General features: G+C 73.4%; 20 protein-coding genes. 5 read left to right on the top strand and 15 right to left on the bottom strand.

Translation table 11 applies throughout. The annotated features are described in order from the left end of the window. Positions 1 to 19 precede the first annotated feature (19 nt). Positions 20 to 1,204 (bottom strand): MFS transporter, encoded by a 1,185-nt coding sequence (locus ACIBST_RS41605; protein WP_397179024.1) that lies wholly within the window; start codon positions 1,202 to 1,204, stop codon positions 20 to 22. A gap of 153 nt (positions 1,205 to 1,357) precedes the next feature. After that, positions 1,358 to 3,601 (bottom strand): arylsulfatase, encoded by a 2,244-nt coding sequence (locus ACIBST_RS41600; protein WP_397179023.1) that lies wholly within the window; start codon positions 3,599 to 3,601, stop codon positions 1,358 to 1,360. A 110-nt stretch (positions 3,602 to 3,711) separates the two neighbouring features. Here ACIBST_RS41600 and ACIBST_RS41595 point away from each other — a divergent pair, with 110 nt between their 5' ends. Next, positions 3,712 to 4,299 carry a TetR/AcrR family transcriptional regulator gene (locus tag ACIBST_RS41595; RefSeq protein ID WP_397179022.1) on the top strand — a complete coding sequence of 196 codons (588 nt, stop codon included), beginning with the start codon at positions 3,712 to 3,714 and terminating at the stop codon, positions 4,297 to 4,299. A gap of 105 nt (positions 4,300 to 4,404) precedes the next feature. On the opposite strand, the gene katG is transcribed toward ACIBST_RS41595, so the two are convergent. The 3 genes from katG to ACIBST_RS41580 all read right to left on the bottom strand — a co-directional run bounded on the left by katG (position 4,405) and on the right by ACIBST_RS41580 (position 8,825). Next, positions 4,405 to 6,633, bottom strand: a complete 2,229-nt coding sequence (gene katG, locus ACIBST_RS41590) for a catalase/peroxidase HPI (protein ID WP_397179021.1) — start codon at positions 6,631 to 6,633, stop codon at positions 4,405 to 4,407. 34 nt (positions 6,634 to 6,667) lie between these two features. Further along, the gene (locus tag ACIBST_RS41585; RefSeq protein WP_352327424.1) at positions 6,668 to 7,105 is read right to left on the bottom strand and encodes a Fur family transcriptional regulator; all 438 of its coding nucleotides are present in this window, start codon (positions 7,103 to 7,105) and stop codon (positions 6,668 to 6,670) included. A gap of 94 nt (positions 7,106 to 7,199) precedes the next feature. Beyond that, entirely contained in the window at positions 7,200 to 8,825 is a 1,626-nt protein-coding gene (locus ACIBST_RS41580) for an ABC-F family ATP-binding cassette domain-containing protein (RefSeq protein WP_397179020.1), read from the bottom strand. Between the two features lie 315 nt (positions 8,826 to 9,140). Between ACIBST_RS41580 and ACIBST_RS41575 the strand changes: the two genes are divergently transcribed. Continuing rightward, the gene (locus ACIBST_RS41575; RefSeq protein ID WP_397179019.1) at positions 9,141 to 9,746 is read left to right on the top strand and encodes a TetR/AcrR family transcriptional regulator; all 606 of its coding nucleotides are present in this window, start codon (positions 9,141 to 9,143) and stop codon (positions 9,744 to 9,746) included. A 26-nt stretch (positions 9,747 to 9,772) separates the two neighbouring features. On the opposite strand, the gene ACIBST_RS41570 is transcribed toward ACIBST_RS41575, so the two are convergent. Together ACIBST_RS41570 and ACIBST_RS41565 are read right to left on the bottom strand one after the other, a co-directional pair. Continuing rightward, positions 9,773 to 10,447 (bottom strand): ankyrin repeat domain-containing protein, encoded by a 675-nt coding sequence (locus ACIBST_RS41570; protein ID WP_397179018.1) that lies wholly within the window; start codon positions 10,445 to 10,447, stop codon positions 9,773 to 9,775. 58 nt (positions 10,448 to 10,505) lie between these two features. Next, entirely contained in the window at positions 10,506 to 11,045 is a 540-nt protein-coding gene (locus ACIBST_RS41565) for a heme-binding protein (RefSeq protein WP_397179017.1), read from the bottom strand. 201 nt (positions 11,046 to 11,246) lie between these two features. On the opposite strand from ACIBST_RS41565, the gene ACIBST_RS41560 reads away from it, so the two are divergent. Both ACIBST_RS41560 and ACIBST_RS41555 read left to right on the top strand, forming a co-directional pair. Further along, complete coding sequence (locus tag ACIBST_RS41560; RefSeq protein WP_397179016.1) at positions 11,247 to 12,443, top strand: sensor histidine kinase; 1,197 nt, start codon at positions 11,247 to 11,249, stop codon at positions 12,441 to 12,443. Beyond that, complete coding sequence (locus ACIBST_RS41555) at positions 12,440 to 13,063, top strand: response regulator (protein ID WP_397179015.1); 624 nt, start codon at positions 12,440 to 12,442, stop codon at positions 13,061 to 13,063. Before ACIBST_RS41560 ends, ACIBST_RS41555 begins: the two co-directional genes overlap by 4 nt. Before the next feature lie 29 nt (positions 13,064 to 13,092). On the opposite strand, the gene ACIBST_RS41550 is transcribed toward ACIBST_RS41555, so the two are convergent. The 8 genes from ACIBST_RS41550 to ACIBST_RS41515 form a co-directional block, all read right to left on the bottom strand. Next, on the bottom strand, positions 13,093 to 14,028 hold the full coding sequence (locus ACIBST_RS41550; protein ID WP_397179014.1) for a TolB family protein: 936 nt from the start codon (positions 14,026 to 14,028) through the stop codon (positions 13,093 to 13,095). Beyond that, positions 14,025 to 15,215: an MFS transporter gene (locus ACIBST_RS41545; protein ID WP_397179013.1), complete on the bottom strand. Its 1,191-nt coding sequence runs from the start codon at positions 15,213 to 15,215 to the stop codon at positions 14,025 to 14,027. Before ACIBST_RS41545 ends, ACIBST_RS41550 begins: the two co-directional genes overlap by 4 nt. Beyond that, positions 15,216 to 16,535 (bottom strand): discoidin domain-containing protein, encoded by a 1,320-nt coding sequence (locus ACIBST_RS41540; RefSeq protein ID WP_397179012.1) that lies wholly within the window; start codon positions 16,533 to 16,535, stop codon positions 15,216 to 15,218. 254 nt (positions 16,536 to 16,789) lie between these two features. Next, the gene (locus ACIBST_RS41535) at positions 16,790 to 17,875 is read right to left on the bottom strand and encodes a hypothetical protein (protein WP_397179011.1); all 1,086 of its coding nucleotides are present in this window, start codon (positions 17,873 to 17,875) and stop codon (positions 16,790 to 16,792) included. A 187-nt stretch (positions 17,876 to 18,062) separates the two neighbouring features. Then, positions 18,063 to 20,027, bottom strand: a complete 1,965-nt coding sequence (locus ACIBST_RS41530; protein ID WP_397179010.1) for a glycosyl hydrolase family 8 — start codon at positions 20,025 to 20,027, stop codon at positions 18,063 to 18,065. Positions 20,028 to 20,462: 435 nt separating this feature from the next. Further along, positions 20,463 to 21,068, bottom strand: a complete 606-nt coding sequence (locus ACIBST_RS41525) for a DUF305 domain-containing protein (protein ID WP_397179009.1) — start codon at positions 21,066 to 21,068, stop codon at positions 20,463 to 20,465. Between the two features lie 85 nt (positions 21,069 to 21,153). Further along, a complete protein-coding gene (locus tag ACIBST_RS41520) occupies positions 21,154 to 21,546 on the bottom strand; it encodes a hypothetical protein (RefSeq protein WP_397179008.1) in 393 nt (130 codons plus the stop codon). Between the two features lie 135 nt (positions 21,547 to 21,681). Next, positions 21,682 to 22,140 carry a hypothetical protein gene (locus tag ACIBST_RS41515; RefSeq protein WP_397179007.1) on the bottom strand — a complete coding sequence of 153 codons (459 nt, stop codon included), beginning with the start codon at positions 22,138 to 22,140 and terminating at the stop codon, positions 21,682 to 21,684. A gap of 98 nt (positions 22,141 to 22,238) precedes the next feature. Between ACIBST_RS41515 and ACIBST_RS41510 the strand changes: the two genes are divergently transcribed. After that, entirely contained in the window at positions 22,239 to 22,625 is a 387-nt protein-coding gene (locus ACIBST_RS41510; RefSeq protein WP_397179006.1) for a hypothetical protein, read from the top strand. Positions 22,626 to 22,672 lie beyond the last annotated feature (47 nt).

Genomic DNA, 22,672 nt, shown 5'->3' with positions numbered 1-22,672 from the left:
CGCCCGTCCCCTCCCCCGCTCACGCGGCCCGGCGGGGACGGGTGAGCCAGGAGAACGACCCGGCCATCACGAGCGCGACCAGCCCGCCCGCCGCCATCGCGGCCGAGACCGAGAAGGCGTCGACGACCGTGCCGCCCAGGAGCGCGCCGAGGGCGAAGGTCGCCTGGAACGACGAGGTGAACACGACGGTCGCCGCCTCCGGCGCGTTCGGCGCGGCCCGCAGGAACCACGCCTGGGAGCAGACCGGCACGCCCCCGTAGGCCAGCCCCCACACCACCAGCAGCACGACCGCGCCCGCCGGCGACGTGCCGGCCAGGGGCAGCAGCGCGGTGGCCGCCGCGATCAGCCCGCCGCAGACGGCGAAGGTCAGACGGGGCGCTGTGGACACGGCCCGGCCGGCCAGGAAGTTGCCCGCGACGCCCGCCGCGCCGTAGGCCAGCAGGACGGCGCTGACGGCGGCCGGCGGCAGACGGGTGACGTGCTCCAGGAACGGCGTGACGTAGGTGTAGGTGCCGAAGTGCGCCAGCACGACGAGGAACGTGCCCAGCAGGGCGATCCCGGTGCCGCGTACCCGCAGCAGGTCCAGCAGGACGCGCGCGCCGGTGACCTGACGGGCGGGCAGCGGCGGCAGCACGCGCAGCAGCGCGACCAGCACGAGGACCGAGAGCCCGGCCAGCACCAGGAACGCCGCCCGCCAGCCCGCCAGGTGGCCGATGAAGGTCCCGGCCGGCACGCCGAGCACCGAGCCCAGCGGCACGGCCGAGAAGATCACCGCCGTCGCGGTGCCCACGGCGGCCGGCGGCACCAGCCGGGACGCCAGCCCCGCCGCGATCGACCAGAAGCCGCCGATGGTGAGCCCGACGAGCACCCGCGAGGCGAGCACCACCCAGTAGGCCCCGGCCACGGCCGCCAGGACGTCGGCGGCGGCCAGCACCGCCATCAGGACGCAGAGCATCACCCGGCGGTCCAGCCGGGCGGTGGCCACGGTCAGGACGGGCGCCGCGACGGCGGCCACGAAACCGGGCAACGTCATGGTCAGCCCCGCCGTGCCGTCGGTGACGCGGAAGTCGGCGCCGATGGTCGTCAGCAGGCCGATGGGCAGGATCTCGCTGGTGACGATGGCGAAGATGCCGAGGGTGATCGAGGCGACCGCGAGCCAGGAGATCAGCGGCGGGCGCGGCGGGGCGAGGGTGGTGGTTGCCATGGTTCCGTTCCAGGACAGGGGTTGATCTACGGCGAACCAGCCAACCAGGCACGACGTCCCCGGCACCGGCCGATTTCGGACCACACCGTCAACCCGCCCCGGACCGGGCCGTCAGTCGGCGTGGACCGCACCGTCACCCCCCGGACCGGGCCGTCAGTCGGCGTGGAGGGCGGTCCGCAGGCCGGCGAGCAGGTCGGGGGTCGCGGCGCCCGGCGTCCTGAGCCGGACCGACAGCAGCCGCCCGTTCCACCGGGCCGGGACGCGGTACCGGCCGGAGACGGGCAGCCCGAGGTCGTGGCCGAGCCGCAGCCCGGCCCCGCCGTGCTGGAGCGCGACCGGCAGCAGGCCGTCGAAGGCCAGGCTGCCCACCACGACCCCGCCCTGCGACAGGTGGAACGCCGAACCGGCGGGGCCCGTCGTGTGGACGACGTCCACGGACTGGCGGCCGGCCGGCAGCGGGCGGTCGGCGGTGAGCTCCAGCGGCTCCCCGGCGCGGGAGAAGGTGAAGGCCAGACGGCCTCCGGTGACGTACAGGGCGAAGCCGCCGTTCCAGTCGCCCAGCGCGAACAGCACGCCTTCGGGCTCGCGGGCCGCCTCGATCTCGGCCGTCCAGCGGAAGCCGCCGAACAGCAGCGGCAACGACTCGTCGCACACGGGCGAGGCCCCGGGCCGGAACGTGCGGTCGTCGCCGGGCGGCCAGGCCGGCCCGATGAGCGCGCCGAAGCGGGCCACGAGGTCGTCGTACAGCGGCAGGACGTTGTTGCGCCCGGCCTCGCGGTCCCACAGCCGCCGCAGCTCGGCGACCACCTCCGGATGCCCGGCGGACACGTCGGCGGACTCGGAGAAGTCGGCCGCCAGGTCGAACAGCGCCCAGTGGTCGGCGTCGAGGTCGCGGCTGCCGGTGAGCAGTTCCTCCTCGTCCGGGACGCCCGTGGAGACGTGGTCGGTGGTGACCTTCCAGCGGCCGTGGATGAGGGAGCGCGAGCCCAGCATCTCGAAGTACTGGGTCGTGCGCGGCGCGGGCGCCGCGGGGTCGCCGAAGGTGGCCAGGAAGCTGGCCCCGTCGACCGGCTGCTGCTCGATCCCGTCCACGACGTCCGGCGCGCGGATGCCGATCGCGTCCAGCAGGGTCGGGAACAGGTCGTTGACGTGCACGATCTGGTCGCGCACCGCGCCGCCGCCGCCGATCCCGGCCGGCCAGTGCACGATGAGCGGCGTACGGGTGCCGCCGAGCCAGGTGTAGCGCTTCCACAGCCGGAACGGCGTGTTCCCGGCCCACGCCCAGCCCCACGCGTAGTGGTTGTAGGTGCGCGGCCCGCCCCAGTCGTCGTGGTGGGCCAGGTTGTCCTGCGGGGACTCGCGGATGCCGGCGGAGAAGCGGTGCTCGTTGACGCTGCCGTCCACGCCGCCCTCGGCGCTGGCGCCGTTGTCGGAGAAGATCACGACGATGGTGTCGTCGAGCCGCCCGGTCTCCTCCAGGTGGGCGATCAGGCGGCCGAGCTGGGCGTCGGCGTGGGTGAGGAAGCCGGCGAAGACCTCCTGCTGGCGGGCGTAGAGGCGGCGCCGGTCGGCGGTGAGGCCGTCCCAGGCGGGCACCCAGTCCGGGCGCGGGGTGAGCACGGTGCCGGGCGGGACGACGCCCGTCTCGGTCTGGCGCCGGAAGATCTCCTCCCGCCAGGCGTCCCACCCCTGGTCGAAGCGGCCCCGGTAGGGCCGGCTCCACTCGGGCGGGACGTGGTGCGGGGAGTGCGTGGCGCCGAGTCCGAGGTAGAGGAAGAAGGGTTTGCCCGGGGCGGCGTGGCGCTGATCGTCGAGGTGGCGGACGGCCTGCGTGAGGAGGTCCTCGGTGAGGTGGTAGCCCTCCTCGGGGGTGGCGGGCGGCTCCACGTGATGGTTGTCCCGGACGAGGTTGGGCGCGTAGTGGTTGGTGTCGCCCTGCAGGAAGCCGTAGTAGCGCTCGAAGCCCTGGCCGAGCGGCCAGTGGCCGAACGGGCCGGCGGCCGAGCGCTCGTAGCGCGGCGTGAGGTGCCACTTGCCGATGGCGATGGTGGAGTAGCCGTGGTCGCGCAGGATCCGGGGCAGGGTCGCGGCCGAGCGCGGGATGCGGGCGGTGTAGCCGGGGTGGTCGAGCGGGAGGTCGGCGAGGAAGCCCATGCCGACGGCGTGGTGGTTGCGCCCGGTGAGGAAGCAGGCGCGCGACGGCGAGCACAGGGCGGTCACGTGGAACCGGTTGTAGCGCAGGCCGCCGGCCGCGAGCCGGTCGATGTGCGGAGTGGCGATGCCGGAGCCGAAGCAGCCGAGCTGGGCGAAGCCGGTGTCGTCCAGGACGACGGCGAGGACGTTCGGAGCGTGCTCCGGCGGGCGGCCGGCCCGGCGGAAGATCGGTTCTGCGGTCACGGCGAGGCTCCTGCCAGGAGAGGCGTACGGTTCTGGACAGCAGACGGCACGAGAGTAAGACAGGTTGTCTTAATCCGCGACGATACCTCGGTGATCCGGAAAAGGTGGGAATGCAGGCCAAAGAGAAAATTCTCCTGGCGGCCGAACGGCTCTTCGCCGAGCGCGGGCTCGACGTCTCGCTCCGGGAGATCGCCGTCGCGGCCGGGCAGGGCAACCATTCGGCGGTCCAGTACCACTTCGACGGCAAGGCCGGCCTGATCGACGCCCTGTACGCCCACCGCATGACCCCCCTCAACGAGCGCCGCCGCGAGCTGATCGGCGACCTGCGCGCCCGCGGCCTGGAGGAGGACCTTCCCGCCCTGGTCACCGCGTACCTGGCCCCGCTGGCCGAGCATGTGCTCGCCCACCCGGGCGCGAGCTGGTACCTGCGCTTCACCAGCCGTTACGTGCTGTCCGGCGGCTACCGTTCCTGGCCCTACTCCAGCGACCACCATCCCGGGGTCGCCGAGCTGGCCGCCCTGCTGCGGCGGCGGCTGCCCGGCCTGACGCGGGAGCGGCTGCGGGTGCTCAACCTGCACGTCGTCGTGGTGCTGGCCGACCTGGAGCAGCGCCTGGGCGACCCCGCCTTCGACGCCGGGCGGGCCGCGGCGGCCGTCGCCGACCTGCGCGTCACCGCCCAGGCCCTGCTCACCGCCTGACGTGCGGCGAGACGGGCGGCGAGACGGGCGGCCGGTCCCGCCGCCCCGCAGGTTCCCGGGCACGCGGAACGCCCGGGGCGACCGCCCCGGGCGTTCCGGTCACGCTCAGGCCAGGTCGAACCGGTCGAGGTTCATGACCTTGTCCCACGCCGCGACGAAGTCACGGACGAACTTCTCCTCGGCGTCGTCGCTGGCGTAGACCTCGGCGACCGCGCGCAGCTCGGAGTTCGCCCCGAAGACCAGGTCGGCGCGGGTGCCGGTCCACCGCACCTCGCCGGTGGCGGCGTCGCGGCCCTCGAAGACGTTGGCGTCCTCGGTCGGGTGCCACGTCGTGCCCAGGTCGAGCAGGTTGACGAAGAAGTCGTTGGTCAGCCTCCCCGGGGTCGTGGTGAGGACGCCGAGCGTCGACTGCCGGTGGTTGGCGCCCAGCACCCGCAGGCCGCCCACCAGTACGGTCATCTCCGGCGCGCTCAGCGTCAGCAGGTTGGCCCGGTCGAGCAGCAGGTACTCGGCCGGCAGGCGGTTGCCCTTGCCGAGGTAGTTGCGGAACCCGTCGGCGACCGGCTCCAGCGCGGCGAACGACTCCACGTCGGTCTGCTCCTGCGTGGCGTCCGCGCGTCCCGGCGTGAAGGGCACCTGGACGTCGAAGCCGGCCTCCTTGGCGGCCCGCTCGACGCCCGCGCACCCGGCCAGCACGATCAGGTCGGCCAGCGAGACCTGCTTGCCGCCGGTCTGGGCGCCGTTGAACGCCTTCTGGACGCCCTCCAGCGTGCCCAGCACGGTCGCCAGCCGGTCGGGGTCGTTGACCTCCCACGCGCTCTGCGGCTGCAGGCGGATGCGCGCGCCGTCGGCGCCGCCGCGCTTGTCGCTGCCGCGGAAGGAGGAGGCCGAGGCCCACGCGGTGGAGACCAGCTCGGACACCGACAGCCCCGTGGCGAGGATCTGCTCCTTGAGGGCGGCGACGTCGGCCGCGTCGACCAGCTCGTGCGTCACCGGGGGCAGCGGGTCCTGCCACAGCAGCGGCTCGGCCGGGACCTCCGGGCCGAGGTAGCGGGCCAGCGGGCCCATGTCGCGGTGGGTGAGCTTGAACCAGGCGCGGGCGAAGGCGTCGGCGAGCTCGTCGGGGTGCTCCAGCCAGCGGCGGGTGATCTGCTCGTAGATCGGGTCCACGCGCAGGGTCAGGTCGGTCGTCAGCATCGTCGGGGCGTGCCGCTTGGCCGGGTCGTGGGCGTCGGGCACGGTGCCGGCGCCGGCGCCGTCCTTCGGCCGCCACTGGTTGGCTCCGGCGGGGCTCTTGAACAGCTCCCACTCGTAGCCGTACAGGATCTCCAGGAAGCTGTTGTCCCAGGTCGTGGGGGTGGTCGTCCAGATGCCCTCAAGGCCGCTGGTGATGGCGTCGCCGCCCTTGCCGGTGCCGTAGCTGTTGCGCCAGCCGAGGCCCATCTGCTCGATCGGGGCGGCCTCGGGGTCGGGGCCGACGTTGTCGGCCGGGCCGGCGCCGTGCGTCTTGCCGAAGGTGTGGCCGCCGACGATGAGGGCTGCGGTCTCCTCGTCGTTCATCGCCATGCGGCGGAAGGTCTCGCGGATGTCGCGGGCCGCCGCCAGCGGGTCGGGGTTGCCGTTGGGGCCCTCGGGGTTGACGTAGATGAGGCCCATCTGGACCGCGGCCAGCGGGTTCTCCAGCTCGCGGTCACCGGTGTAGCGCTGGTCGCCGAGCCAGGTGGACTCGGGGCCCCAGTAGACGTCCTCGTCGGGCTCCCAGGCGTCCTCGCGGCCGCCGGCGTAGCCGAAGGTCTTGAAGCCCATCGACTCCAGGGCCACGTTGCCGGTGAGGATCAGCAGGTCGGCCCAGGAGATCTTGCGGCCGTACTTCTTCTTGACCGGCCACAGCAGGCGGCGGGCCTTGTCGAGGTTGCCGTTGTCCGGCCAGCTGTTGAGCGGCGCGAAGCGCTGCTGCCCGGCCCCGGCGCCGCCGCGTCCGTCGCTGATGCGGTACGTGCCCGCGCTGTGCCAGGCCATCCGGATCATGAACGGGCCGTAGTGGCCGAAGTCGGCCGGCCACCAGTCCTGCGAGGTCGTCAGCACCTCGGCGATGTCCCGCTTGACGGCCGCGAGGTCGAGGGTCTTGAACTCCGCGGCGTAGTCGAAGCCCTCGCCGAACGGGTTGGCCACGGCCGGGTTCTTGGCCAGGATCTTGACGTTGAGCCGCTCCGGCCACCACTGGCGGTTGCCGCCGCCCTGGGTGGGGTGCGGGGCGCGCTCGTGCGCGACCGGACAGCCGCCCGAGTCCTCCGACTTGGCGTCTGTGACGATCGCATCATGGTTCTCAGACATGGGAATCCTTCCGGACGAGGCGGAATCTGGGTGCTCAGGAACTGCTGCCGGTGGAACAGGCGGGGCACAGGCCCCAATAGATGACCTCGGCCTCGTCGATGGCGAAGCCGCGGTCGTCGGAGGCGGTCAGGCAGGGGGCGTGGCCGACGGCGCAGTCGACGTCGGCCACGGCGCCGCAGGACCGGCACACGAGATGGTGGTGGTTGTCCCCGACGCGGCCCTCGTACAGGGCCGAGCTGCCAGGGGGGTCGAGGCGGCGGACGAGCCCCGCGGCGGCGAGCGCGTGGAGGGCGTCGTACACGGCCTGCAACGAGATATGACCCACGCGCTCGCGCACCCCGGAGGCGATCGCCTCGACCCCGAGGTGGTCACCCTCCCGGACGGTCTCCAGCAGCGCGACCCGGGCGGCGGTCACCCGCAGCCCGGCGCCGCGCAGCTCCTCGGCGGTCGTCGGAGCCTTCGATGCGGTCATAGCCGCCAAACCTACCTATACAAACCTGAATGACACAAGAGAACGAACCATCCAAGTTTAGTAATATGTCCGGAAATAGCCCCCTAGAAGGGCGTCACCCCTGGTCCGGCCCGCCGCCCTCCAGCAGCCGCCCGCCGGACAGCTCCAGCCGGCGGTCCACCCGGATCTCCGCCAGGAACCGCTCGTCGTGGCTGACCACCACGAACGCCCCCTCGTACGCCCCGAGCGCGCTCTCCAGCTGGCCCACGCTGACCAGGTCGAGGTTGTTGGTCGGCTCGTCCAGCAGCAGGAGCTGGGGCGCCGGCTCCGCGCACAGCACGCAGGCCAGCGTGGCGCGCAGCCGTTCGCCGCCCGACAGCACACCTACCCGCAGATGGGCGCGCGCCCCCCGGAACAGGAAGCGGGCCAGCAGGTTCATCCGCTCGGCGGCCGGCATCGCGGGGGCGAAGGCGGCCAGGTTCTCGGCCACGGTCAGCTCGTCGTCGAGCAGGTCGAGCCGCTGCGACAGGTAGGCCACCCGGCCGTCGGCCCGCCGGGCGGTGCCGCCGTCGGGCTCCAGGTCGCCGGTGATCAGGCGCAGCAGCGTGGACTTGCCTGCGCCGTTGGGGCCGGTCAGCGCGATGCGCTCGGGCCCGCGGACGACCAGGTCGATGCCGGGCTCGGCGAACAGGCCGCGGGCCATGAGGTGCTCGCCCTGGAAGACCGTGCGCCCGGCGGGCACGTTGGTGCCCGGCAGTTGCAGGGAGATGCGCTGGTCGTCGCGCAGGGCGCGGCCCGCCTCGTCGAGCCTGGCCTTGGCGTCGCTGACGCGGGCGGCGTGCGTCTGGCCCGCCCGGCCGGCCGACTCCTGGGCGCCGCGCTTCATGTTGCCGGCGAAGATGCGCGGCAGGCCGGCGTTCTTGAGGTTGCGGGCGGCGTTGCCGGCCCTGCGCTCGGCGCGCTCGCGGGCCTGCTGCATTTCCCGCTTCTCGCGCTTGAGCTCCTGCTCGGCCGTGCGCACGTTGCGCTCGGCGGCCTCCTGCTCGGTGCGCACGGCCTCCTCGTAGGCGGTGAAGTCGCCGCCGTAGAAGCGCACCTCGCCCCGGTCGAGCTCGGCGATGCGGTCCATGCGGTCGAGCAGGGCGCGGTCGTGGCTGACCACGAGCAGGCAGCCCTTCCAGTCGCCGAGCACGGCGTGCAGCCGGTTGCGGGCGTCCAGGTCGAGGTTGTTCGTGGGCTCGTCGAGCAGCAGCACGTCGGGACGCCGGAGCAGCTGCGCGGCCAGGCCGAGCGAGACGATCTGCCCGCCGCTCAGCGTGCGCAGGGTGCGGGCGAAGTCGAGGTGGCCGAGCCCGAGCCGGTCGAGCTGGGCACGGGTGCGCTCCTCGATGTCCCAGTCGTTGCCGATGGTGGTGAAGTGCTCCTCGGCGGTGTCGCCCGCCTCGATGGCGTTGAGCGCGGCGATCACCGGGGCGATGCCCAGGACCTCGGCCACGGTCAGGTCGCCGGCCAGCGGCAGGCTCTGCGGCAGGTAGCCGAGCACGCCGTTGACGGACACGCCGCCCGAGCGCGGCCGGTACTCCCCGGCGATCAGCTTGAGCAGCGTGCTCTTGCCGGCGCCGTTGGGGGCGACCAGGCCGGTACGGCCGCCGGGCACGCTGAAGGACAGGTCGCTGAAGACGGGGGTGTCGTCAGGCCAGGAGAAGGACAGGTTGGAGCAGACGATGAACGCGTCGGACATGTGAAGAAGACCTCGACGGAGAACGCGGGCATGCCGAAGCCGCCCGGTGGAAGGACAGGGATTCGGGAAACGACGAACGCGGCCGCGCCGGCGGCGCTCACGCGCACACGCCGGGGCCGATCAACCTCCGGTATCACCCGGAGATGTCGTCGTCACCTGCCATGTCTGGTCTCCTAGCTGAGAATCACAAGCATTTCACACCATAGCAGGCGTCCAGCATGCTCCGGACGCCCGCCTCCCGCACGCCCGCCTCCCGCACGCCCGCAGAGGCCGCCCGGCTAGCATGGACCGCCCGGTCCACTCTGGAGGCTGATCGTGCGCACGCTGACCCGCAAGGGAGCCGCCACCCGGCAGCGCATCCTGGAGGGCGCGGCCCTCCACATCCGCGAGCACGGCGTGGCCGCCACCACCCTCGACGACGTGCTGGCCAGGACGGCGACCAGCAAGAGCCAGCTCTTCCACTACTTCCCGGGCGGCCGGGAGGAGCTGCTGCTGGCCGTGGCCCGCCTGGAGGCCGACCGGGTGCTGGCCGACCAGCGTCCCCAGCTCGACGCCCTCACCTCCTGGGAGGCCTGGCAGGCGTGGCGCGACAAGGTCGTCGGGCGCTACCGGCGGCAGGGCCGGCTGTGCCCGCTCAACTCGGTCACCTCCCACCTGGGCAGCGGCACGCCCGGCGCGCGGGCGGTGGTCACCGAGCTGATGCGGCGCTGGCAGGGCGAGATCGCCGCCGGCGTGCGGCACATGCAGGCCGCCGGCGAGATCGACCCGGGCCTCGACGCCGACCGCGCGGCGGCCGCGCTGCTCGCCGGCATCCAGGGCGGCGTGCTGATCCTGCTGTCCACCGGCGAGACCACCCACCTGGAGGCCGCGCTCGACCTGGGCATCGCCCACCTGCGCGACAGCGGCCCCGGCGGCTCCTGACGAGCCGCCCCGGGGGTCACGCCGCGTCAGTGGGCTCCGGCTGCGCGGAGCAGGGCGGCCACCTCCCGCTGGCCCTTGGAGACGGCGTGGGCGAGCGGCGTGACGCCGTCGCGGTCGGCCAGGTCGACGTCGGCGCCCGCCGCGATGAGCAGCCGCACGATCTCCTGGTGGCGCTCGCCGCCGTCGCCGAGGATGACCGCCTCCAGCAGGCCCGTCCAGCCCAGGTCGTTGACGTGGTCGACGTCGATGCCGGTCTTCAGCACCTCGCGCACGTACTCGACGTGCCCGCGCTCGCAGGCCGGGATGAGGGAGACGCCTCCGTACCGGTTGCGCCTGGTCAGGTCGGGCCCGGCGGGCAGCAGCGCCTTGAGCATCGCCACGCTCCCGGTGACGCCGGTGACCAGCCAGGGGGTGTCCTTCCTGGCGTCCTGGGCGTCGGGGTCGGCGCCCGCCGCGACGAGCACCTTGGCCACCTCGACGTGATCGGCCGCCGCCGCGAGCAGCAGGGCCGTACGGCGTTGCCCGTCGCGGGCCTCGACGTCGGCCCCGGCGCCGAGCGCGTCCCGGACGGCGGCGGCGTCCCCGCGCGCGGCTCCCGCCAGCAGTTCCTCGTCGGCCATTCCCGCTCCCTTCACCTCGCGCCCGCCGCAGGCCGCGAGCATCAGACCGAGTCCCCAGGTGAGGATGGCTCGGCGGTTCATCCCCTCATCCTTCCGTCCGCCCGCCCCCGGCGGCGCGCCGGGGGGCCGGTCCAGCCGGTCAGCGCAGCTGCCCGGCGACCGCCTTGAGGCCCGCCTGGGCGATGGACTCGTCGATGTCGCCGCCGGGGGCGCCGCCGACGCCGATGCCCGCGACCGGGGCGCCGCCCGAGGCGACCGGCACGCCGCCGCCGAGGAAGAGGGTGCCGGGGATGTCGGCGATGGACGGCCCGCCGCCGTCGATGCCCTTGCCCAGCTCGGACGTCGTCCGGCCGAAGGACACCGCGGTGAACGCCTTGCGCCGGGCCGACTCCTCGGTCTGCGGGCCCGCGCCGTCGCCCTTGAGCACCAGCCGGGTCGCGCCGGACCGGTCGACGATCACGACGGTGACGCGCTGCTTCTGCTTGACGGCCTCCTTCAGGGCGGCGTCGGCGATCTTCAGCGCGGTGTCGGCGGAGAGCGTGCCGGTCTGCACGACGGGCTCGGCGGCGGCGACCCTGGCGGCGTCGGCGGCCTGGGCGGGCGAGGTGGCGGCGACGGCGCCGGCCAGCACGGCCAGCCCCGACAGCGAGCCGGCGACCAGGCGAGTACGGATGTTCATGGTTTCTCCAGTTCGTCAGGGCGAAGTCGGACACCTCCAGGTTTCCGGGCGGACCGCCGCGGGCCATCGGGAGCACGGGCGATCCCCGCGCGCCGAGCGGACGAGTGCCGGGTCAACCGATCGGTTGATGCGCCGCCGCCCTGGCAGGGGCCACCCTCGACCAGGGGATAGTGTCGAAAGGGCGCGGCGACGGGGAGGGCCATGAGGGAGCGCACCTGGCTCAACTGGGCCATGCACGTCGGCTTCTACCTGCTGCTCGCCGCCTCGGCCCTGCGGCTGGTGTCCCGTCACGGCATGAGCGCCCAGACGGTGACGTCGCTGGCCGTCTGCGGCCTGCTCGCGCTGGCGTACGCGGCCGGGATCGTCTGGTGGGACCGGCTGGGCCGGCGGGGGCGGCTGGTCTGGCTGGGCGGCGTGGCGGCGGTGTGGCTGGCGCTGGTGGTGCTGGCGCCGTCGTTCAGCTGGTGCGCGGTCCCCCTGCTCTTCCTGTGCCTGCGGCTGCTCGACGCGCGCGCCTTCGCGGTGGCCGCCGCGGCGCTGACCCTGGTGGTGATCGTGGCCCAGCTGGAGATCGCCCGCGAGCTCGACGTCAGCCTGATCCTCGCGCCGGTCGGCATCGCGGCCATGACGGCGGTGATCTTCGGGGAGCTCCAGCGCGAGAGCGAAGCCCGGCGGCTGCTCATCGACGACCTGATCAGCACCCGGGGCACGCTGGCCGACTCCCGCCACCGCACCGGCGTCCTGGAGGAGCGCGAGCGGCTGGCCAGGGAGATCCACGACACCCTGGCCCAGGGCCTGACCAGCATGGGCATCCTGCTCCAGGCTGCCGACCGCATGTGGGCCGCCGACCCGGCCCAGGCCCGCGCCCACGTACGGCGGGCCGCCGCGGCCGCCGCCGACAACCTGGCCGAGGCGCGGCGGTTCGTCCGCGACCTCCAGCCGCCCGGCCTGGTGGACGTCACGCTGCCCGAGGCCCTGGCCCGGCTCTGCGCGGACGCCGGCGAGACCGGGCCGCGGGTGCGCTTCCGGCTGGCGGGCGAGGAGTACCCGCTGGCGCCGCAGGTGCAGGCGGCGCTGCTGCGGGTGGCGCAGGCGGCGCTGGCCAACGTCCGCGACCACGCCGCCCCGGCGGCGGACCCGGCGGCCGGGGTGACGGTCACGGTGACCCTGTCCTACCTCGACGGCGAGGTGACGCTCGACGTGTTCGACGACGGCGTCGGCTTCGCCGAACCGGCCCCCGCCCCCGGCCGCGGCTACGGGTTGCGGGCGATGCGCGACCGGCTGGCCGAGGTGCACGGCGTCCTGGTCGTGGAGAGCGCGCCCGGCGAGGGCACGGCGGTCGCGGCCCGGGTGCCCGCCGCCTGGCCGCCGCGGGCCCTGGACGGCGGTGAGGCATGAGGTTGTTCCTGGTCGACGACCATCCGGTGGTCCGGGCGGGGCTGGTGGCGCTGCTCGGCGGCGAGCCCGACATGGAGATCGTCGGCGAGGCGGCCGACGGCGCCGAGGCGTTGCGCGGCATCGCCGCCTGCTGCCCCGACGTCGTCCTCATGGACCTGCAGCTCGGCGAGGGCGTCGACGGCGTGGAGGTCACCCGGCGGGTCCGCGACCTGCCCGCGCCGCCGCAGGTGCTGGTGCTGACGACGTACGAGAGCGACGCCGACATCATGCGGGCCGTCGACGCGGGGGCCATCGGCTACCTGCTCAAGGCGTGCCCGCCGGAGGAGCTGTTCCAGGGCATCCGGGCCGCGGCCAGGGGCGAGAGCGTGTTGTCGGCCAAGGTGGCGACCCGGATGATGCGGCGCATGCGCGAGCCGGGCCCGGCGCTGAGCGCCCGCGAGATCGAGCTGCTGGAGCTGCTGGCCGGCGGGGCGAGCAACCGGGAGATCGCCCGACGGCTCTACATCACCGAGGCCACCGTCAAGACCCATCTGGTGCACATCTACGACAAGCTCGGCGTGGACACGCGCACGGCCGCGGTCACGGCCGCGGTCGAACGGCGTCTCATCCGGCTCCCTTGACGGCCCCTTGGGAGAGGGGGCCGTCAGGGTCAGCGGACGGCGGCGGGTGAGCTCGCGCCGGGGACCAGCCGCCGGGGCGGGCCGCCGCCGACGTCGGCCGCCCACACGTCGCCGTCCTTGGCGTACATGACGGTGCGGTCGTCCAGCCAGGCGGCCTGGTCGTCGATGCTGGCCCGCTCCGCCAGCGGGCTCTCCCGCATCGTGGCCAGGTCCAGCAGGTGCAGCCGCCACGGGCCCGGCGAGACGCGTTTCTTGAACACCAGCCGGGTCCCGTCCGGCGACAGGGACGGGCACTCGGCGTTCTCCCTGAGCGCGCGCGCCCGCCAGGCCCCGAAGTCGCCCTCCACCAGGTACGTCTTGCCCTTGGTCGAGACGGTCGCGTAGAAGCGGTTGTCGTCGGCGGCGAACGTGACCCCCCAGTAGTTGACGTCGGCCGAGTGGTAGCGGCGGCCGTCGAGGTAGAGCGGGATGTCCTCCATGTTGGTGATGAGGTAGCCGGTCCGGGTGTCGAGGATGCCGGTCCAGGTGGAGAAGCCGCCGGTGCTGTAGGAGTCGCCTGTGACGAACACCGTCCAGGAGGCCATCCGGCCGCTGGCCGACACGCGGGCCCGGCTCGGCACGCCGGCCAGGTTGATCCGGCGGGTCTCCTTGAGCGACCGGTCCAGGACGAGCGCCTCGGTCTTCGGCAGCGGGCCGGGCCGGGTGACCAGGCACAGGGTGGTGCCGTTCGCCGTGTAGAAGCGGTCGCAGGCCCGGGAGCTGACCCGCGGCGGCGCGCCCGGGTCGGCGAGCGGCACGGAGGCGACGCGTCCGCCGCTGCGCACCAGCACCCGGCCCGGCTCGCCGGTGTCGAAGCCCGCGACGGCCGGCCCGGCCTGGCGCGAGGACGCCGCCCAGGTGGCGTACGCGGTCGCGCCGCCCGCCAGCAGGACCACGGCGGCCAGGAGCACGAGCACCCGTCTCATGGACGACCTCCTTGTGATCGCAGCGCCCGCCACGCGATCGCGGACGCCGTCACCAGCCCCGCGGCCATCACCGCCAGCGCCGGCCCCTCCCCCGTCCCGGCCCACAGCAGGCCGAACAGGATGGACGACACCATCCGGGCCGTGGCCTGCCCGGTCTGCAGCAGCGCCAGCCCGCCGGTGCGCGCGCTCTCGGGCAGCATCGGCCCGGTCAGGGCCATCAGCACCCCGTCGGTGGCGGCGTAGAACAGGCCGTGCAGCAGCAGCGCGGGCAGCAGCCAGGCCGGGCCCATCAGCACCAGGTAGACCGCGAGCAGCGCCACGTGCCCGGCGACGAACACCGCCGCCCGCCCGAACCGGTCCGCCAGCCTGCCGAGCGGCACCGCGAGCAGCAGGTACGCCCCCGCCGTGCCCAGCGGCAGCAGCGGGAACAGCTCGGGCGCGATCGCCAGCCTCCGCTGCAGCACGAGGTAGACGAACGAGTCGCTGACCGTGACCAGGCCGAGCGCCACCGCCACCAGGCAGGCCCGGCGGAACCCGGGCTCCCGCGTCACCGCCGCCCGTAGCCGGACGCGGGCGGTCAGCGGGCCGCGCCGGTCCCGTACGTACAGGGCCAGCAGCAGCACGGCCAGCGCGGCCACGCAGAAGCTCGTCACGAACACCGCGTCGTAGGCGCCGGCCGTCGCGGTCAGCACCGCGAAGGCGGCCAGCGGCCCGAGGAAGGCGCCCACGGTGTCCATCGCCCGGTGCACCCCGAACGCGCCGCCCAGCCGGTCGGGCGGGGCGCTCAGCGTGATGAGGGCGTCCCGGGGCGCGGTGCGCAGCCCCTTGCCGGTGCGGTCGGCGGCCAGCACCAGGCCGAGGGCGGCGGCCGACCCGCCGGCCGCGAGCAGGCCCAGCTTGCAGACGGCCGAGAGCCCGTACCCGAGCCCGGCGACCAGCTTGCGGCGGCTCCACCGGTCGGCGGCGTGCCCGCCGGCCAGCCTGACCAGCGCGGTGGCGCCGAAGTACAGGCCGTCCAGCAGGCCGAACTGCACCAGGCTGAGCCCGAGCGCGCCCACCAGGTACAGCGGCAGGACCGCGGTGACCATCTCCGACGAGATGTCCGTGACCAGGCTGACCAGGCCGAGCGCCACCACGTTGGCGGGCACCGCCCTGGTCAGCCGGGTGCCGAGAAGCGAGATGTACATCTAGTGGCAGGAGTAGGTCGGGCTGCTGTCCTTGACCGAGCCGTCGGTCCCGATCAGCTGCCAGCCGAACGTGCTGCCGGCGAAGGTCAGCTTCAGCACCCCGAACGTGCCGCTCAGCCGCTTCTGGCTGTTGGGCTGCACGTTCTCGATCTGGTACGGCGACGCGCCGCCCATCCCGCCGAGCACCTCGACGATGCCCTTCGCGGTGTCGGCCTGGGCGCTGGGGTTCTGCGGCCCGAACCGCTCGTAGTGGTGGTCGTGGCCGTTGAGCACGAACTCGGCGCCGGCCGCGTACAGGGCCTGCCACACGGGCTTGGAGACGGGGTCGTTGCCGTGCTCGCCGGAGCTGAACAGCGGGTGGTGCCAGTACGCGGCCACGCACGGCTTGGTCGTGGCGGCGAGGTCGCTCTTGAGCCAGGTGAGCTGGGCCGACTGGTCGAAGTGGTTGGAGTCGAGCGCGACGAAGTGCCAGTTGCCCCGGTCGTAGCTGTAGTAGCTCTTGCCCTGCGGGAAGGCGATGGCGCCGAAGTAGGACTTGTAGCCGGCCTCGGACCCGGCCGGGTCGTAGGTCTCGTGGTTGCCGGGGACCGGGCGGGTCTTGGCCTTGAACCTGCCCCACGTCTTGTCGTAGTAGTTGCGGAAGTCCGACAGCAGGGCGTCGTCGTACTGGTTGTCGCCCATGGTGATGACGAACTCGGGGTTCATCGACTCGACCAGGGCGGCCGTCTTCGGGTGCACGCAGGAGGAGGAGCTGGCGGTGCACTGCTCGGCGATGTCACCGGCGGCGGCCACCACGAACGTGTCGCCCGGCGGGTCGGTGGGCTGGGTGCCGCCGCCGCCGTAGACCTGCATCTCCCACAGGGAGTAGCCGTAGTCGGTGCCGCGCGCGGTCCCGTACATGCGGACGTAGCGGCCGGTGCCGGTCACGGTGAGGTCGTCCACGTCGCCGTCGCCGGTGGTGGTGGAGTAGACGTCGGTCCAGGCGCTCCCGTCCGGGGAGGTCTGGATCTTGTACGACGTGGCGTAGGCGTCCTCCCAGGTCAGCTTGACCCGGCTGATCTGGGCGGACGCGCCGAGGTCGACGCGCAGCCATTCGGGGTCGTGGCCTTCGGCAGAGGCCCAGCGGGTGGCGGCGAGGTCGCCGTCGAAGGCCTTGGCGGCGGCGTAGGAGGAGGCTTCCTTGGAGGAGGAGGTGGCGGGTTTGCCCTGTGACAGCAGCGTCTCGGCGGTGCCGGCCGAGGCGGTGGCGGCCACGAGCAGGCCGGCCACCAGGCCGATCACGGCCATGACGGCCATGACGGCCAGGCGGACTCTGGACATGGCGATTCTCCTGGGGGTGAGAGATCGGAGCACGGTCCCGTGGGCGGCCGGGGCAGGAGTCTTTCGCTGAGCGCGTCACATCCTGGGGAAGGAAGCCGCGCCGAGCCGCTTACCGGGATCGTGGCGCAGGGCGCTGAGGGCTGTCAATGAAGTTAGGAAGGTTTCTTAACCCTGTTGGGCGGGGTTCACCCGGGCGGCGCGCGGCACGGCGAGGGCGCCGCCCGCGGGCCGGGCGGCTGCTCGCGAGCGGGCCGTCAGCCCGGGGTCACCGGGACGTTCGTCAGCCCGCGGGTGGCTCCCGTGACGGTGTTGGAGGAGCGCACGACGTTGGGATCGGCCGCGCACTTCGACGTCGAGGTGATCTTGATGGCGTACGCGCCGACGCCGCCGAGATCGGACCGGTTGCCGCGCCAGACGTTCCCGCAGCCGTTGAGGAAGGACGGCGTCGTGACCGGATTGTGCGTCTCGTAGCCGTTGGCGAAGGTGCCGGGCGGGGCGAACGTGCCGGTGTTGTTCTCGATCGTGTAGCCGGAGCCCTTGACGTCCACCCAGGAGTCGGCGGAGTTCTGGCCGCTGACGCCGGTGCCGTCGAAGGTGTTGCCGCTGATCAGGCCGCCGCTGGTGCCCTCCTTGACGTCGATGTGCTCGGCGGCGACGTACGGGCCGATCGTGTTCCCGACGACCTGGACGCGGTCCGAGCGGTCCGCGCCGCCGGTGTTGCCGTGGCAGCCCCAGTTGGAGCCGGCCGAGCCGAGGTAGACGCCCTCGCCGTAACCGGGCTGGACGAGGCCGGTGTGGGTGATGCGGGAGCCGCGCAGGACTCCGTCGGACGAGCTGCGCCGGAAGTGCACGCCCTCGTCCTCGACGTGGTGCACGTACACGCCGTCGATCACCACGTGGGGGGAGGCGTCCAGGACGACGCCCTTCTTGGAGTCCTTGACGGTGAACCCGGTGAGCCGCCAGTACGGCGCCTCGTACAGCCACAGCCCGTAGCCGGGGTCCCAGCCGCCGCCGGGCGCGGGACAGGACGGCGCGGCGCCGGAGGGACCGTCGTTGACCAGGACGGCCTCCGCCGGTCCGGTCAGCGTGATCGGGGCGGCGGACGTCCCGGGACGCCGGGCGACGAAGGCGCCGTGGTACTCGCCGGGCGCGAGCCTGATGGTCTGCCCGGGAAGCGCCGCGGCCAGCGCGCCGGCGAGCTGGGCCGCCGTGGCCACCTCGACCACCCCGACCACCCCGGCGCCGGTCGCTCCGGCGGGTGGTTTCGCGGCGGCCGGCAGCGCGGCGGACGGGGCGGAGAGCAGGAGTGGCAGCAGGCCGGTCAGCAGGGCCCGTCTCATGGGGTTACTCCCTTCGGGGGGGGGGGGGGGGGGGGGGGGGGGGGGGGGGGGGGCCGGCGGGGGGGGGGGGCGTTCCTGGTCGTGTGGCCGGCCGGGGCTCTCCCCCCCGCTCGTGGTTGGTTTCGCGCGGGGGGGGGGGGGCGCCCGGCCCCGCCGCCCCCCCCCACGGCTCGGGTTCCGCCGCCGGTCAGGGCACCCAGTGGTTGCCGGTCACCGTGATCATGACCTGGAGCTGGATGCTGGCCGAGTAGTAGCTGCTGGCGTCGATCGGGGTGCCGACCATCTTGTTCCAGAGCGCGTCGAGCCAGGCCTGGCTGCCGGAGTCCGTCATCGCCGCCACCGCGAACGGGGCGAAGAAAGCGGCCTCGCTGCCGCTGGAGATCTGCGTGCCGTTCAGCTTGTAGCCGATGGCGATCTTGCCGGGGTCGCCGCCGGTCTTGCTCTTGATCCAGGAGTTGAGCTTCCTGGCCGAGGCGAGCGACTTGGCGTCGCCGCTGGTCACGGCGTCGTCGGCGATGCGCCACGGGGTGCGGCAGGCGTTCCACCAGTACTGGCCGTCGTTCGGGTCCTCCAGCACCTGGCCGGGGGCCGGCTTGGCGGTGGTGTTGGTGTTGACCACGAAGTCCGGCAGCAGGCCGGTGGCGGAGGCGTAGTTGTTCTGCAGGGTGGTGATCAGGTTCTGGTGGGCGGTCCTGATCGTGTCCCAGGCGCTGTTGCCGGTCGCCTTCCTGAAGGCCCTGAAGTGGTCGACCATCCAGTCGGAGGTGCGGGTGATGTAGTAGTACTGGTCGCCCGAGCTGCTCCAGTCGCCCAGCTTGAGCAGGTTCGTGGACGGGTTGATCTCGTCCTTCTTGATGGCGTTGATGTGCTTGATCGCCAGGTCGAGGTAGTTGTACGTGCCCGCGCTGCCCCACTGCCGGTGGGCCAGGAGCAGGCCGTAGGCGACGTCCATGTCGCCGTCGGTGGCGCCGTCGCTGCCGTCGACGCTCTTGCAGGCGGTGTCCTGCTCGGCGGCCAGCAGGTCGGGGTTGATCGACGACGGGTGGGCGAGCATCCACTTGACCATGCCGTCGAAGATCTTCTTGGCGTCGGGGTCGGCCCCTGCCATGGTCGCCACGACCACCATGCCGTAGCCCTGGGCCTCGGCCACGTACGGGTGGTCGGCGTCCGGGGAGATGACCTCGTACCAGCCGTTCCCGCAGTTCTGCCGGACGAAGGCGGCCTTCCACTTCTTGTAGTAGTCGACCACCCGCGCGTCCAGCGTGGCCTGGTCGCCGGAGGGACGCAGCATGCCCGCCGCGTACGGGATGGTGTGGCTGCCGAAGGGCACCGCGGGGCCGCTCCCGCCACCGGGCTGGGTGGTCGCCGTGACGGCGCCCCCGGCCGCCGACTGGTTGCCCGCCGCGTCGCGCGCCTTGACCGTGTAGCTGTAGGCGGTGGCGGGGCTCAGGCCGGTGTCGGTGTACGTGGTGCCCGCCACGGTGGCCACCAGGGTCGAGCCCCGGTAGAGGAGGTAGCCGGTGACGCCCACGTCGTCGGTGGCGGCGTCCCAGGCCAGGGAGACGCTGGTGGAGGTGGTGCCGGTCGCGTGCAGGTTGCCCGGGACGGAGGGCGGGGTGGTGTCGGTTCCGCCGCCGCCGCCGCTGCCGTAGACCTCCAGCTCATAGAGCGAGTAGCCGTACGCCGTGCCGCGGGCGGTGCCGTACATGCGCACGTACCGGCCGCTGCCGCTGACCGTCAGGTCGTCGGTCGCGCCGTTGCCGGAGGTGGTGGAGTAGACGTCGGTCCAGGTGGCGCCGTCCGGAGAGGTCTGGATCTTGTACGACTTGCCGTAGGCCGCCTCCCAGGTCAGCTTCACCCGGGAGACGTTGTACGTGTCGCCGAGGTCGACCCTGATCCATTCGGGGTCGTGGCCCTCGACGCTGGCCCAGCGGGTGGAGGCGTTGCCGTCCACCGCCTTGGCCGCCTCGAAGCCGCTGCCCTCGACCGAGGACGAGGTGACCGGCTTGCCGCCCGACAGGAGCGTGTCGGCGCTGGAACCGGCCGCGGCGGTGGCCGGCGGCGCCAGGGGCGCGGCCGTCATCAGGGCCGCGACCAGGGCCGTGACGAGCAGCGACGACCGCCGGGGGCGTCGCTCAGGAAGTCTGATCATGCGTTGATCCTTCGGATAGGGGGTGCCATGGGGCCATCCGCAGGTGGACCGTGATCGGTGACGGGCGTTAGGAAACTTTCCTAACCCTCACAGCGGACGGTAAACAAGAACACCCCCATCCGCAACCCTTCCCCCCAAACCAACCCCGCCGTTCACCTCCCCGACACGCACACACCACCAAAAACCCAGACAAACCCCACCCCTGGACGGGCCCGTCTTTCATGAGCCGCGACCGCGCACACGGAACCCCCAGACGGGCCGCGACCCCGATGTGGCCGTTCGGCGGTGCTCCGCCTCCGGGTATCCCCCCGCCGCGTCCACGAACACCTCCGCCCCCGGCCGAACAAGGGGCGGGCACGGTTCGCGGTGACAGTGGCCGGGCGGGACGCGCCCGGCGCCGCCCGGACGGCGGATGCGTCCGGGCGGCGGGTGGGGTCAGAGGCGGTCGAGGAGCTTGCGGAGCTGGGCCACCTCGGCCCGCTGCGTGCTCTCGATGGCCTTGGCCAGCTCCTTGGCCTGGGGGTTCACCCCGCTCGCCTGCTCGGTACGTGCCATCTCGATCGCACCCTCGTGATGGGCGATCATCTGCTCGGCGAAGAGCCGGTCGAAGGCGGCCCCCTTGGCCCCGTCGAGCTTCTTCATGTCCTCGGCGGACATGATCCCGGGCATGTCATGCCCCATGCCCCCGGCCGGGACGGGCTTGCCCCACTCGGCCAGCCAGCCCTTCATGGTCTGGATCTCCGGGTCCTGGGCGGCCTTGATGTCGGCCGCGAGCTTCTTGATCTCGGGGTCCTTCGCCCGCTCCGGAGCCAGGCCGGCCATCTCGACCGCCTGCTGGTGGTGCGGGATCATCATCTGGGCGAACATGACGTCCGCGTCGTTGAACGACGGCTGCGACGGCGGCGCACTGGCGGTGACGGTGGCGCTGGCGGTCGTGGCCCCGGGCGCCGCCGTGGAGGCGGCGTCGTTCGCGCCGCACGCGGTGAGCAGGACGAGCGCGCCCGCGGCGGCGGCCAAGCCGATCTTACGGTTGGTGGACATGCTGATGTGCTCTCTCGTTCGCTGGAACTGCGGGTAGGCCGATGCGCGCGGATCGCCGTCGAGGGCGTCCGCACGGATGGCCGGCCTATATGCGCAGGATCGAGAGACGAGCCAGCCGCAGGGACGTCGGTCGCGGCGGCGGCCGGGCGACGGGCCGGAAGGCCGGGCCGGGACCGGCGCCGCCGACGGCCCGCCGCCGCACCCCGACCCACAGGGCCAGCAGCACCACGACGAGCAGCGAGGTCAGGACGGCCAGGCACACCCCGGCCGGATCGAGCCCCGGCATCTCGTGGCCGGGGGCGAGCCCCGCCAGGGCGGCGAGAGGGGCGGCGGGCAGCTCGTGGGCGACCGCCAGAACGGGCCGGGCGTTCGCCATGTCGTGCCGGGCGTTCACATGGCCGAGCGTGTGCATCCCGCACACGCCGAGGGCGAGGACGACGAGCAGGAACGCGCGCGCGCCCCGCCGCAGGATCCCCACCGGCCCTCCCCCGTCGCTCCGGCTCTTACGAACGTGCAGGATACGGGAGGCGCCCAACCCGGGCAACCTGGACCCGGTACGGGTATGCACCGACTCTCTGCTCGGACCAGGAACGATCCGGGCGGCGGCAGCGCGTCAGAAGAACTGGCCGAGGCGGAACGGGCGTACCACGAGCGGGACCTCGGACCGGCTGATGACCTTGACCTTCCTGAGGCCGGTCAGCCAGTCGGCCGTCACCTTGACGCATTTCAGGCGCACCACGTGCTCCCCCGGGGGCGCGTACCGGGAGATGACGACGCCCTTCTTGCCGAACCCCATCCCGCCCAGCCCGACCCCCACCTCGCGGAAGATCCGCCACGACCCCTTGATCGGGAACGCCGTGGACCCGACGACGGCGTGGTTGGCCTGGGAAGGGCAGTGGATGAGCAGCCGGAGGGCGTCGTTCTGGTGCGGCGCCGCCGGCGAGACCCGGAAGGAGGTGAGCTTCTGCCAGGTCGTGTCCCCGTCCGGCCCGGTGTCCGCCGCGGCGAGGGCGGCGGGTCCCGCGACCGCGACCGTGACGGCGACCGCTGCCGCCCATGTGATCGACCGCATCGTTCCCCTCACGCTGAGTGACCAGATGCTTCCCATTCTGGCCAGTTCGCCCCAGCGACGAAGGACGCCACGCCGCGCAGGCCGACGACGTGATCCCGATGGCGTACAAAGGAGACGTGAACCGGCCGGAGGCACGCCTGATCGCCACGTTCGTCGTGATGGGGCTCGCGTTGAGCGGGACGTTCACCGCGCTGCTGCTGGAGGGCGCCGGCGACCGCGCCGCACCGCCCCCTCGCACGCCGCTCCCGGCGACGGCCGCCCCCTCCCCCACCTACCTCGGCTCCATGCCCGCGCTGTCGGGCGTGGAGCTGGACGCGGCGAACGGGCGGCTCGCCGCGCTGGGGGTCACCGCGCGGGTGCGGCGGATCAACCCCGACGGCGGCCCGGAGACGGGCGCATGGGTGGTGACCGCCCAGGCGCCGGCCCCCGGCGCGCTGCTCACGATCACCATGCCGGTGTTCCTGTTCGTCGAGCCGCGCGACTGAGGCCCAGGCGCCCGCCCCCCGGACCGGCGGTCCGGGGGGCGGGCGGG

It is taken from the genome of Nonomuraea sp. NPDC049684 (genome assembly GCF_044465345.1).
GTDB lineage: Bacteria > Actinomycetota > Actinomycetes > Streptosporangiales > Streptosporangiaceae > Nonomuraea.
This window is presented reverse-complemented; position numbering and strand designations above follow the sequence as displayed.

What these genes read in the sequence shown, in the direction of transcription:
- ACIBST_RS41545 (WP_397179013.1), bottom strand. Translation starts at nt 15,215, where the DNA reads ATGTACATCTCGCTTCTCGGCACCCGGCTGACCAGGGCGGTGCCCGCC.
- ACIBST_RS41565 (WP_397179017.1), bottom strand. Translation starts at nt 11,045, where the DNA reads ATGAACATCCGTACTCGCCTGGTCGCCGGCTCGCTGTCGGGGCTGGCC.
- ACIBST_RS41555 (WP_397179015.1), top strand. Translation starts at nt 12,440, where the DNA reads ATGAGGTTGTTCCTGGTCGACGACCATCCGGTGGTCCGGGCGGGGCTG.
- ACIBST_RS41515 (WP_397179007.1), bottom strand. Translation starts at nt 22,140, where the DNA reads ATGCGGTCGATCACATGGGCGGCAGCGGTCGCCGTCACGGTCGCGGTC.
- katG (WP_397179021.1), bottom strand. Translation starts at nt 6,633, where the DNA reads ATGTCTGAGAACCATGATGCGATCGTCACAGACGCCAAGTCGGAGGAC.
- ACIBST_RS41525 (WP_397179009.1), bottom strand. Translation starts at nt 21,068, where the DNA reads ATGTCCACCAACCGTAAGATCGGCTTGGCCGCCGCCGCGGGCGCGCTC.
- ACIBST_RS41605 (WP_397179024.1), bottom strand. Translation starts at nt 1,204, where the DNA reads ATGGCAACCACCACCCTCGCCCCGCCGCGCCCGCCGCTGATCTCCTGG.
- ACIBST_RS41530 (WP_397179010.1), bottom strand. Translation starts at nt 20,027, where the DNA reads ATGATCAGACTTCCTGAGCGACGCCCCCGGCGGTCGTCGCTGCTCGTC.
- ACIBST_RS41510 (WP_397179006.1), top strand. Translation starts at nt 22,239, where the DNA reads ATGGCGTACAAAGGAGACGTGAACCGGCCGGAGGCACGCCTGATCGCC.
- ACIBST_RS41560 (WP_397179016.1), top strand. Translation starts at nt 11,247, where the DNA reads ATGAGGGAGCGCACCTGGCTCAACTGGGCCATGCACGTCGGCTTCTAC.
- ACIBST_RS41570 (WP_397179018.1), bottom strand. Translation starts at nt 10,447, where the DNA reads ATGAACCGCCGAGCCATCCTCACCTGGGGACTCGGTCTGATGCTCGCG.
- ACIBST_RS41585 (WP_352327424.1), bottom strand. Translation starts at nt 7,105, where the DNA reads ATGACCGCATCGAAGGCTCCGACGACCGCCGAGGAGCTGCGCGGCGCC.
- ACIBST_RS41550 (WP_397179014.1), bottom strand. Translation starts at nt 14,028, where the DNA reads ATGAGACGGGTGCTCGTGCTCCTGGCCGCCGTGGTCCTGCTGGCGGGC.
- ACIBST_RS41595 (WP_397179022.1), top strand. Translation starts at nt 3,712, where the DNA reads ATGCAGGCCAAAGAGAAAATTCTCCTGGCGGCCGAACGGCTCTTCGCC.
- ACIBST_RS41580 (WP_397179020.1), bottom strand. Translation starts at nt 8,825, where the DNA reads ATGTCCGACGCGTTCATCGTCTGCTCCAACCTGTCCTTCTCCTGGCCT.
- ACIBST_RS41535 (WP_397179011.1), bottom strand. Translation starts at nt 17,875, where the DNA reads ATGAGACGGGCCCTGCTGACCGGCCTGCTGCCACTCCTGCTCTCCGCC.
- ACIBST_RS41540 (WP_397179012.1), bottom strand. Translation starts at nt 16,535, where the DNA reads ATGTCCAGAGTCCGCCTGGCCGTCATGGCCGTCATGGCCGTGATCGGC.